At 44.6% G+C, this 12,270-nt stretch carries 8 protein-coding genes; 5 read left to right on the top strand and 3 right to left on the bottom strand.

Annotation, left to right across the window (positions count from 1 at the left end):
* Positions 1 to 35: 35 nt before the first annotated feature.
* The gene (locus JO154_RS10710) at positions 36 to 1,889 is read right to left on the bottom strand and encodes an alpha-amylase family glycosyl hydrolase (protein WP_291944994.1); all 1,854 of its coding nucleotides are present in this window, start codon (positions 1,887 to 1,889) and stop codon (positions 36 to 38) included.
* A gap of 210 nt (positions 1,890 to 2,099) precedes the next feature.
* Between JO154_RS10710 and JO154_RS10705 the strand changes: the two genes are divergently transcribed.
* Both JO154_RS10705 and JO154_RS10700 read left to right on the top strand, forming a co-directional pair.
* Positions 2,100 to 3,158 carry a histidine kinase gene (locus JO154_RS10705; protein WP_291944971.1) on the top strand — a complete coding sequence of 353 codons (1,059 nt, stop codon included), beginning with the start codon at positions 2,100 to 2,102 and terminating at the stop codon, positions 3,156 to 3,158.
* Entirely contained in the window at positions 3,148 to 3,894 is a 747-nt protein-coding gene (locus JO154_RS10700; protein WP_291944968.1) for a LytTR family DNA-binding domain-containing protein, read from the top strand. Before JO154_RS10705 ends, JO154_RS10700 begins: the two co-directional genes overlap by 11 nt.
* Here JO154_RS10700 and JO154_RS10695 read toward each other — a convergent pair whose 3' ends face one another.
* Positions 3,895 to 4,830 (bottom strand): LysR family transcriptional regulator, encoded by a 936-nt coding sequence (locus JO154_RS10695; protein WP_291944965.1) that lies wholly within the window; start codon positions 4,828 to 4,830, stop codon positions 3,895 to 3,897.
* A 149-nt stretch (positions 4,831 to 4,979) separates the two neighbouring features.
* On the opposite strand from JO154_RS10695, the gene JO154_RS10690 reads away from it, so the two are divergent.
* The 3 genes from JO154_RS10690 (at position 4,980) to JO154_RS10680 (ending at position 9,679) form a co-directional block, all read left to right on the top strand.
* Positions 4,980 to 6,137, top strand: a complete 1,158-nt coding sequence (locus tag JO154_RS10690; protein WP_366935583.1) for an MFS transporter — start codon at positions 4,980 to 4,982, stop codon at positions 6,135 to 6,137.
* A gap of 130 nt (positions 6,138 to 6,267) precedes the next feature.
* Entirely contained in the window at positions 6,268 to 8,316 is a 2,049-nt protein-coding gene (locus tag JO154_RS10685) for a M48 family metalloprotease (protein ID WP_291944960.1), read from the top strand.
* A 100-nt stretch (positions 8,317 to 8,416) separates the two neighbouring features.
* A complete protein-coding gene (locus JO154_RS10680) occupies positions 8,417 to 9,679 on the top strand; it encodes a PQQ-binding-like beta-propeller repeat protein (RefSeq protein ID WP_291944957.1) in 1,263 nt (420 codons plus the stop codon).
* A gap of 55 nt (positions 9,680 to 9,734) precedes the next feature.
* Here the strand turns inward: JO154_RS10680 and JO154_RS10675 are convergent, their stop codons facing one another.
* The gene (locus JO154_RS10675; RefSeq protein WP_291944954.1) at positions 9,735 to 12,248 is read right to left on the bottom strand and encodes a cation-translocating P-type ATPase; all 2,514 of its coding nucleotides are present in this window, start codon (positions 12,246 to 12,248) and stop codon (positions 9,735 to 9,737) included.
* Positions 12,249 to 12,270: the final 22 nt, after the last annotated feature.

Here is a 12,270-nt window from a genome sequence, read left to right as displayed (position 1 = left end):
AGTGAATCAGTAATAACAAGTGGCATTTATATCTACTATTTGCTCAATTCAAAAACCATTTCCTGCATGGCGGGTATATCTATACTGCCATCCAGTTTGATTGTAGTGCCGGTGATGATATTGGTAGCAGCCGAGAATCCATCGGTGCGTTCGCTGAAGTGGGTCAGATCTACTTTTCTTGCTTCCTTCGCGGTATTCATTACACACATGACTGTTTGGTGGTCGGTATAGCGGAAATAAATGTATACGCCTTCGCGGGGCGCAAATTGCATTAACTTTCCGAATTTCAATGCAACAGAATTTTTACGATATGTACCTAGTTTCTTCACAAGCGCTTGCATTTCCATTTCGTTAGGAGTCATGCCTTGTCCTGTGAAGGCACTGCGGGCGTCATCTTTCCAGCCGCCGGGGAAGTCGAGTCGGACCAATCCATCCGGTTTGGTTTCGCCTTTCATCAATACTTCCGATCCGTAGTACAACTGAGGAATTCCTCTAGAAGTCAGCAGCCAGGTATAGGCGATTTTCTGTTTGGCTACATCTTCTTTTACGATAGAGAAAAATCGATTCAGGTCGTGATTATCCAGCAACAGTACATTTTTGGTTGGGTCCTGGTAGAGATAATCGTAGCTGAGTACATTATACAATTGTATCACGCCGGTATTCCAGCCCAGGTCCTGTGTCAGTGCGGGTACGATGCCATTGAAAAGGCATTGGAAATCTACGAGTCCGGGTAGATTGCTTTTGAAAGCAGCATTGATATTGTTTTTGACGAAGTATACCTGGTTAGGCGTATTCTGTACCAGCACTTCGCCGAATATGCTCAATTGCGGGTATTCGTTGAGCAGTGCGGCATTACAGTCGTTCCCAAATTGCAGATCATTGTACATGTACGTATCCACCCGAATCGCGTCTACCCCAAATTCTTCTACATACCAGATCGCATTCTCTATAATAAAGTTGGCTACATAAGGATTACGCTGGTTCCAGTCTGGCATTTCTTTCACAAACCAGCCGTCTGTCATCAGTTTTTTATCGATGGCAGACGCGTGTGGATCGAACAGTGCTTGTTCTCTGGCGCTGGTGCCAGTGAAGGTAGGCCATTGGTTTAACCAATCTTTTGATGGCAGGTCTTGAACTATAAAGTGCCAGGTACCGGTATGGTTGTATACTGCGTCCTGTACCAGTTTCATACCCCGTTGATGCAATGCATCCGATAATTCGCGGTAAGCGGAGTTGCCACCGTAGCGGGCATCTATTTTATAGTGATTGGTGATTGCGTAGCCGTGCTCTGTACGGGAAGGCATATCGTTTTCCATCACAGGCGTCATCCAGAGGGAGGTTACACCTAGTTGCTCCAGGTAATCCAGGTGCTGGATGATACCTTTGAAATCGCCGCCATGGCGGGCGTAGTAATCGGCGCGGTTGAGGGATTGATCCCGCATACCTTTCACGCGATCGTTGGTGGAATCTCCATTACTGAAACGGTCTGGCATCAGCAGGTAAATCATATCAGCAGGAGAAACGCCTTGGGCGAAGTCCTTCCCAGGTATACCTTTCCTGGCTTTCAGCGGCCAAGATATATGTGATTTTTTACCATTCTTAGTATAAATAAAATCTACATTACCAGGATTTGCGGCCGCAGTGATTTCAATATCTGCTGCTAGGTATTTACCATTCTCGAAAGAGTGCACTCCCAGGAGGTTTACACCTGGATAGTTGACTGTTAACTGGCCTTTGCTGAAATCAGCATCCGTATTTTTCAGGAGTAATTGCAGTTTGTTAGTCTTCATCCCTGTCCACCAGTTTACCGGGTAGATTTCTGGAGACGCGGCATAGGTGGCATATGCAGAGCATAACAAGTATAGTCCGACGATCAGCTTCTTCTTCATCATCATAATGTGGAACACAAAAATTCAAAGCGGCAATTTATGTAAACCTGCGTCATCCTTAGCACGACTTATACTGACAACCCTATTGTCGTTACATAAAATTCGGCGGACATATTTTCAGTATTTAGTATAAGAAACGACGTCGTTCGTATAAAAAAATGGTTGTTTAGGGAATATTCTTTAGCTTGACCGGGAATTTTGCAGCCACTTATGATAGATATTCCGCGGTCGAGATGGGGGAAGAAGAGTGTATATGCCATCTATTGGGTCTTTTATGTACTACTTTTCGGGTTTATTCAGGCAGGTCCGTACCATGATTACCGGAATGCATTTGCATCCGAGTTAATCAGTTTACCTATGCGCGTACTCTTCGTCACGATTGTTCTAGAAGTACTGGTAGAGCAGGTTCTCTTTAAAAAGAAAGTCTGGTTATTCATCCTGATTTATGTTCCGTTAATATTAATATTTGCCGTTATTCAAAGGTGGATTGACAATACTTTTATATTGGAGTATTTTTTAACGCATTGGAAAAAAGAGCCCCTACTCAGTATTTCACCGTATATCTATAGCGTCATCAAGTTGCAGTTTGTGGTGACGATTCCTTTTTCCGTGAAGTTATTTTATAACTGGATGACAGAGCAACATCGATCTATGCGGATGGCAGAAGAGAAAACACAGGCCGAACTGGTGATATTGCGCAATCAATTCCATCCTCATTTTATTTTTAATGTACTGAATACGCTTTATGCGAAAACCGTATTCACCTCTCCGGAGTCTGCCGAGATTATCTCCCGGATGTCTTCCCTGTTACGGTTTTCCATCTATGAGATCAACACGCGGCTCATCCCCTTGGAGAAGGAAATTCAGTACCTAGAAGATTATATCTCCCTACAAAAAGCTCGCTTTGATCACCGGCAGCAAATAAGTTTTCATATCGATGGGCCACCCGCCAACAAATACCTGGAACCCTTTATCTTGATGGCTTTCGTGGAAAACTGTTTTAAGCATTGCATGCCGAATGAGCATGGCGATAACTGGATTACCATTTCCATTTCTATACAGCAAGAATGGCTGACCGCGAAGATAGAAAACAGTGCCATCAAGGGTTACAGCGGTCATCAGTTGAGTGGAAGCGGTGGCGTAGGATTGGAAAATGTAAAGCGGCGACTGAACCTAATTTACGGCGAACAACATACCTTAAAAATCACGCAAGACGAGGATAGTTATTTTGTGTATTTGAAATTGAAACTGGAATCACATGACGCATAGTATCAACTGTATTATCATTGAAGATGAGAAACCGGCAGCCGATCTGCTGGCCACCTATATCAGCCGTGTAGAGTTGTTGCACTTGGCGGGTACGTTCACCAGTGGTACGCAGGCCATGCGTTGCCTGACTACGCAGAAGATAGACCTCATCTTTACTGATATCAATCTGCCAGGCATCAGTGGCGTAGATTTCATCCGTTCGCTGACACCTGCGCCCAATGTGATTTTCACAACAGCACATGCACAATACGCTGTAGATGGATTTGACCTTGATGCAGTAGATTTTCTGTTGAAACCTATTCCTTTTGAAAGGTTCCTCAAAGCCATACATCGTTTCATCAAACTAGACAAACAGTTGATGGAAGCGGCCCCCCGACAGGAACAACCAGAAAAAGAGCCTCCATTTATTTTTATCAAATGTGATAAAAAGATGGTGAAAATTTTCCTGGATGATATCCTCTTTTTTGAATCACAGAAGAATTACTTGTTGATCAATACCAGCAAGGAGGTATACAAAACGTACCATTCCATTTCTGAGATGGAGGAAAAGCTGCCTGAGTCTACATTTGTAAGGATTCACCGCTCTTTCATCGTATCTATTCCAAAGATTGAGAAGTTCAACAGCAATGCCATTGAAATCAATAGCATTAGCATTCCTATCGGTAGGCATTATGGATCTACCACCACGCAGGCCTTGAAGAGCTATCAGCAATCGCATCCCTCTTTCCAGATTTGATTATACCAGGGCTGGTTCGGCATCCGCATTGGAAAAGGTAGTAGCCTGTTCCATGAAAATGGCTTCAATCATACCGATTTCTTTGGCGTACATTGTTTTCTTGCGCTTACCGAAGTAGAGGGTATTTTCCATTACCTTTTTGCCATTCCATGCCAGTTTTAGTTTTCCAGCATCCAGCTCTTGGCGACAAAGAAAATCAGGGATGACTGCAAATCCTTTCCCATCGCTCAAACAGCGTACAATGGAGCATTTATTAGGCACGATATAATTCGGGCGAAAATCCGGGTGCTTATTAAAATTCTGGTGCCAGAATTTGCGCATGATTTCCATATCTGCCGCCGTCGTGTACCAGATTTGTTCTTTCAGCCAGTTTTCAATATCCTGCATGTTGCCCGCTTTAATGAGGGCTTTGAGTTCCTTCGTATCCTGCTTCCCTCCTGCCACTAGCACGATCCTCTCTTTGGAGAAGGGCGTGTATTCCAGGTTTGTCTGACTCCCTTTCTGCGGCGTGATAATGAGGTCCAGCACGCCGTTGTCTAGGTCGTGCTGCATATCTGGGTATTCCCCAAATTTTATGTTGATGTTAAAAGGTAGCGTAGAAATATACTGTTCCAACGTAAACTGGAACGTTTCCAGGCACATACCGAGACAGATATTGGCCTTGTTGGCCACGGATGTTTTATGAAAATAGACTTCCGCATCTTCTAGTCGGTTAACCGCTTCCAGTATATAGTTATACAGGACTTTTGCTCTTTCCGTGGGTACCATTTTGCGAGCGGTACGGTCAAACAGTTTATATCCTACATAAGACTCCAGGGAATTGAGGTGTAAACTAACCCCTGGCTGCGAAACATAGAGGGCTTGCGCCGTTGCGGTGAGGGAACCGGTTTCATAGATGGTTTTGAAAGTACGGAACCATTCAAAATTCAATAACATATCCTATCATTTTTCTGATACAAATGTACAATTTATCTAATTATGATAATCCAACAACCTAAAATAGCTTTGCGTCAGCAAAAACGAAAAGCATCATGGAACAGATATTAACGATAGATGAACCCCAGGTAAAGAAGGTTTCCAGCGGCATCCCTGGAGCGCTGTGGGCATTGACCATCAGTGCCTTTGCGATTGGCACTACAGAATTTGTGGCGGTGGGCATATTGCCAACGATTGCCGAGAGTTTGCGGGTACCGGTATCTACTTCCGGGTTGTTGGTGAGCATGTATGCACTGGGAGTAGCCATCGGCGGCCCATTTTTGACTGCCTTGACTACAAAAATTCCTCGCAAGCCGTTATTAGTGTCGCTGATGGGATTGTTTATATTGGGTCATATAGCATCTGCTATGGCGCCGAATTTCAGCCTATTATTGACGGCCAGGTTTATATCCGGATTTGCCCATGCAGTATTTTTCGGTGTGGGGGCTACCATAGCAGCCACGCTCGTGTCTCCCGATAAAAAAGCTACCGCCATTGCAATTATGTTTGCAGGGCTGACGGTAGCCATTATTGTAGGAGTGCCGCTGGGTACTTATATAGGGCAGCATTGGGGCTGGAGGGCCACATTTGGCGGTGTGGCGGTATTAGGGGTAATTGGGCTCATAGCCACAGCCGTATTGCTCCCTACGAATTTAAAGCAGGAAGCTCCTTTGCAATTGAAAGACCAACTGCAAGTACTTAGAAACAAACATATACTGCTGGTATTGGCGATTACAGGATTGGGATATGGCGGCACCTTCGTAGTATTCACGTATCTGGCCACGCTGCTGGAGAAAGTAACTGGTTTTCAGGCTGGATCTGTCGGCATCCTCTTGTTGTTGTATGGTGTAGCCATTGCGTTGGGAAATGTAATTGGTGGTAAAATCAGTAATCGTAATCCGGCGAAAGTGTTAATCCAGTTATTCCTCTATCAGGCTATTATATTGCTCATATTCACCTTTACGGCGCATTATCGTATAGCCGCAGTAGTTACCTTACTATTAATGGGTGGAATGTCTTTTGCCACCGTACCAGGATTGCAACTGTACATTGTGCAATTGGCCAGCAAATACTTACCTGGCACAGAAGACATCTCTTCTTCATTGAATATTTCCGCATTTAATCTGGGGGTGGCCATTGGCTCCTATGTAGGTGGCGCGGTAGTAGCCACGCCTACGTTGGGATTAAACGCGACGCCATGGATAGGAGCGATTATTGTATTGGTGGGCGCAGGTTTGACGGTAATGAGTTATCGCCAACAACGATGATTATTTAGGCAGACACGGATACATGATAAGGCCATGTGCCGTCTCTGCCTCGATTTTACTACAGATCATCAAGGCTATATAATAATGTTTCATGGGAAAATATTATTTTGGGTGGATTAAATCCTAACCTATGATGTCTGATACTGTCCCTGTTTCCCCTAAGTTTCGCCAATTGGTGGTGAAAGCAGTGTTGAGTATTGCACTTTTTATTTTTACTTACCTACTGTTATTTGTATTGTCGCTTGGACTCACGGTGATATGCGTCTGGGCAGGTTATATGATATTAACGCTCAGCATCTCCGCCGTTACTGTTGGTACCGCCATCGGCTTGGGTTTCATGGGGGGTATGATTACTTACTTTCTATTGAAGGTCATTTTCGCTCGGCATACTGTAGACCGCTCCCATTTAACGGAAATTACGGAGGAAGAAGAACCGCAACTGTTTGCACTCATACGAGAGATTGTGCAGGAAGTGCAGACAGATTTTCCAAAGAAGATTTATTTGTCGGTGGATGTAAACGCCGGTGTATTCTATGATTCCAGTTTCTGGAGTATGTTTCTTCCTGTCCAGAAAAACCTACAAATAGGCATGGGCCTGGTGAACAGCGTCACCAAGCAAGAATTGAAAGCCATCCTTGCCCATGAATTTGGTCACTTCTCTCAACGGTCAATGAAGCTGGGGAGTTATGTTTATTATGTAAACCAGGTCATCTACAATATGGTGTATGAAAATGGCGCCTATAAGGAGGAAGTAGGCAACGTCGCCAATGCCAGTCGCTTTATAGCCCTATTCATGTATATCGCAATAGGGATTGTACAGGGTATCCAGTGGATACTACAACAAATCTATAGCATAGTGAATCTTAACTATATGGGATTGTCGAGGGAAATGGAATTTCATGCAGATGCCGTTGCTGCAAATGTAGCTGGGACTGCCCCCTCGATATCCTCCCTGCTGCGGATGGACTTATCGGATCAGTCACTTGCCACTGTGATGAATTTTTATGACGACCGTTATCAACAATCGATTATACCCGCCAATATCTATCAGCAGCATCATTGGATGATGGAATACCTTGCCACCAACCGGGGACTGACCTTCGAAGCAGGATTACCAGTAGTGACCGAAGCATATTACGATCGTTACAACAAATCTAAACTAGTCATTAAAGACCAATGGGCTTCACATCCCACGACAGAAGAACGCATTGCCGCGCTTCATCAGTTAAATAAGCAAAAAGAAGCTGGTCAACCCATTCCAGGAAATGTCATCTTTTCAAATGCGGAACAGCGGCAAAAAGAGCTGACGGCACGCATTTACCGTGATATTACTTTTCCAGCTACGCCAGTATTAGAAGAAGTGGCCGCTTTTAAAGCAGCCTATCAGCAGGAATATCCTTTATACCAGCCACCAGCGATCTTCAATGGTTATTACGATAGATGGGATCCCTCTCTGTTGACGCAAGACGAGGAGACGATCGCCACCAAAACGCCAGCAGTACTTTTTGGTGATGAGATGGTGCAGACAGCCTACTCCATTACCCTTCTCACGAATGATCAGGAATTGTTACATCAACTCACCGTGGTGAATCATCAAATCAAAACATTCGACTATGATGGGGTAAAATACACCATGGACGACATCTATCCGCTTATCAAAAAAATAGAAGATAACATCGCTCATCAATACGCTATCCTGAAAGCCAATGATGCCGCTATATATTCATACTTTCATCAGCTTGATCCTACTCGATGGGAAAAGCTATATGGTATTTATACGGATACCTCGAAACGAGTAGAAGCACGAGAAAAATGCTATACTAGATTAGTGAAGGCCATTAAATTCATGACGGATCATCGGCAGATTACAGAAATTGAGCAATGGATGGTAGGCGTAAAAGAACCAGAGCAAGATTTTAAAGCACAGTTATCAAGTATGCTGAAAGAAGTAGCTTATCAACAAGTGTTACTCCCTGACCAAATAGCATTATTCAGCGAATACATTGCCAATGACAAGCCCTATTTCCAGGACAGCGCATATGATGAAACAGCCGTTGAACTGTTATTTAGGACACTGCAAGCATTTCCAAAAATACTGGAGACGGGATGCAGGAATGCTAAATTGGAGCTGTTAAATATTGGAGCGGAGATGATGGCGGCAAAAGCGGTAATTTCTTAATCAAGATAACGCTCGATGCTGGATCCGACTCGTTTTGGGGCGGCATTGGGAGTTCGGAAAAATTTTTACTACCTTAATGTAGCCCAAATTTTTCCGCCTTATGAAACTCAAAATACTCGTACTGTCATGCCTGTTGCTGCAACAGGCACATGCCCAATTTCGAAATTTTGGAAAGGTGAAATGGACTTATCGCACACAGGATAAGATCTTCACTACTCCTGCCCTCTTCCGGCAATCTATCCTCACTGCCAGTATGGACGGGCATCTCTATTCTTTACAGCGCTCCAATGGCCGATTGAACTGGAAATTCAAAGCAGGTGCAGGTATTGCCACGCATCCGCTGGTAACAGATACCACTGTTTATTTTGGTAGTTATGATGGTCATTATTATGCTGTCAATGCCAACAGTGGCAAGCTGCAATGGCAATTCCAGACGGGTGGCGAACGTAGAATCGGAAGCAAGGGATATTGGTCCATGACACCGGCATCGATGTATATGGAAGACCAATACGACCTCTTTCTCTCCTCTCCCGCCACAGATGCACAACATGTATATTTTGGAAGTAGCGATAGCTGCATTTACGCCGTTAATCGAGAAAACGGGCAACCGGTATGGAAATACAAAACCAATGGCCCTATCCATGGAGGTGTTACCTATAGCAATAATATAGTCCTGGTAGGTAGTTGGGATACTTACGTATATGCGTTGGATGCTGCCAGTGGGAAACTCATTTGGAAGTTTAAAACCAATGCAGATCCAAAGGATCATGTACTGGAAGGTATTCAGTCTACACCAGTGGTAGTAGGGAATACGGTTTACATCGGCACTCGGGATGCCCGTCTCTATGCAATGGATATAATGACAGGACAACGTCAATGGCAATACCTGGAGCCCGGCAAGGCTTGGGTAGTAGGTTCCGCGGTAGTAGAAGGAAACCATGTCTATGTGGGTACCTCTGATAGTTACCTGATGATGGATCTTAACGCCAGTAATGGCGAATTACGCAAACAAGTAAAAGGAGGCGGGTATATTTTCGGAGCGCCGGCAGTATATGGTAATACCCTTTGCTATGGCGATTTTACCGGCAGGTTATTCCTTGTCAATACGCCTAATTGGCAACAGACGGCCGTTTTTGAAACCCCTGGCAGAATTGAAAATGGAGCACAAGTATTAGATAGTGCCGGCAACATCAACTTTATGAAAATAGCCGCTGGTGCTGCAACAGATAAATACAGTACTGCACTGGCAGTAATGGAGAAATTATTTAAGCTGGGACCATTTGTAGCTACACCGGTCATTGCGGAAAGCACGGTATACGCTACCAGTACAGATGGTACGCTCTATGCGATAGAATTGAAATAGATTTTTACTCCTAGATATAACTATAACGTGTATACGAAAAAGACAGCCTTTGTAATTAATGCAAAGGCTGTTGTTTTCTTCTGAAGAATTTTACCACTTCATACCAAAGTACGCTGAGTAAACCAGCACCGGTACATATCAGCAATTGCCGCATGTTCAGCGGATCTATGCTGAATAAGTTGGCCACAGCGGGTACATATAGCATGATGGCCGTTACCAAGAGGGTGAAGGTAATCACGCCGACCATCAGCATATTGCGATTTTTCATACTAGTGATAAAAGAATAATAGGCAGACCTATCAACCATAGTGAGGAAAATATTGGCGATGATGAGCGTTGTGAATACCATACTACGAGTGAGTTGCTCTTTATATCCCTGTGCTACTGCCCACTTGTATACGCCTAGTACGCCGATGGTAATGACTACCCCTTGCAATATGCTTCGGCCCATTTCCTCCCAACTGAGAAAAGTTTCATTCAATGGCCTAGGGGGCACCTTCATAGTGTTTTTCTCCATCGGTTCATTTTCATATACCACCGAGCAAGTAGGACCCATCACCAGTTCCAGGAAAATCACGTGCATAGGCGTGAAAATATTGGGATATAACCATCCTAGGAACAGTGGCAGCGATACCGTGAGAATAATGGGAATATGAATCGCCACGATATATAGTACTGCGCGACGTATATTGTTATAAATTCTTCGGCCCATAGCTACCGCATCCACCATGCCGCTGAGATCATCCGTACTGAGGATAAGCGCTGCCGCCTGCTTGGCGATCTCCGTACCTTTGGCGCCCATCGCAATGCCGATATGGGCCGCTTTCAGCGCAGGACCATCATTTACGCCATCGCCGGTCATCGCTACGATTTCATTATCTGCCTTCAATGCATTGATAGCGGCTAGTTTCGCCTCCGGATACATGCGCGTAAAAATATTGATAGACTCCATTTTCTCCTGACGTTCTTTCTCATCTAATTTCATCAGTTCACTACCGTCGATGGTTTCCGTAGCGTTACGCAACCCTGCTTGCTGGGCAATGGCCCGCGTGGTGGCGCTGTTGTCTCCCGTAATAATCTTTACTACGATGCCTGCATCATAAAATTTATCAAATACCTCTTTGATATTCGCTTTTGGCGGATCATAGAAAGTGATCAATCCCATGAAAGTGAATGGCAATTGTTGCTGTTCTGTGGGATAATCATATCCTTGAAAATCAGAAGTGGCGACTGCCAATACGCGGTATCCTTGACAGGAGAGTTCCAGTTGTTTTTTACTGATGCGCGACTTGATTTCATCCGACAGGCCACATACCGCCAAAATCGCTTCTGGCGCACCTTTCGCGGCAATGATTCGATGGCCAGATTTATCTTCAAATATATGTGTCATCATGGGCGGTGTACCCCCTAACGGATACTCATGTACGATGCTGAAACGAGTACGAAGATCATCCTTATTGAGTTTGCCGTAGATATGATGCAAAGTCTTTTCCATCGGATCAAACGGCACTGGCTCGCTTGCCCACATCGACATATTGATAATCGCTTTGGCAGTATCGTTTTCCCAGTTATTACTGTTGTATAAAGTATCATTATCGGCTGCATATACATCATGCAACTGCATACTGTTTTCGGTGATAGTACCCGTTTTATCTGTACATATCACCGTAGCACTACCTAATGCTTCCACTGTACGCACTTTCTTGACAATGATACCAACCTGCATGAGTCGGCGCGCACCAAGCGCCATAAACGTAGTGAAGGCCACAGGGATTTCCTCCGGAAGGATAGACATCGCCAGGGTAAGGCCTTTGAGCAGACTATCAATCAAACTGCCACTGATATAAAAATTATACCCCCATACCGCCATGAATACCGCCACGCCAATGATCGCCATGCCTTTTACAAAACTGGTAATCTGTTTCTGGAGTAAGGTGGGCTCATCCTTGATGGTAAGGATAGCGGTGCCTAGTTGGCCTATTTTCGTGTGGCTGCCCACCTGCTCTACTTTGGCAAAGGCCAGTCCAGAGGCTACCAGCGTGCCACTCAACACTTGTTTATCACCATCAGCAGATTTAAACACCGTATAGGCTTCACCGGTAAGGGCAGATTCATTGACAGAAAAATCGTTTGCATGGAGCACATATCCATCTGCATTAATGGTGTTGCCTTCTTCCACGACCATCACATCTCCTACCACCATTTCAGCGGTGGGAATACTGATAATTTTACCTTTTCGCACCACCATGCTCAAAGGTTGATTGATTTTCTTCAGGGCTGCCAATGCCTTATTACTACGGCCTTCCTGGTAAAAGGAAATACCCGTCACCAGTACAATGGCTGCCAGCATAAAATAGGCTTCGCTTGTTTCACCGAGAATAAAGTAGATGATGGTCACTGCGATGAGCAGTATCAGCATGGGTTCAGAGAGCAGTTCCAGGAGTATTTCAAGGATTTTGCTTTTACCTTCTGTTGCGTATTCATTGGTGCCATGCTGCTTACGTGATGCCAGTACAGCAGCGTCGTCCAGACCTTTAATGTGGTCTGGTATATTCCTGTGATCCGCCATATTTCCGAGGTTATGATGCTAT

The sequence above is a fragment of the Chitinophaga sp. genome, from assembly GCF_019236475.1.
In the GTDB taxonomy this organism is placed as follows: Bacteria; Bacteroidota; Bacteroidia; order Chitinophagales; family Chitinophagaceae; genus Chitinophaga.
The sequence above is the reverse complement of the archived record's forward strand: the minus strand, read 5'-3'. Positions and strand labels throughout refer to the sequence as shown.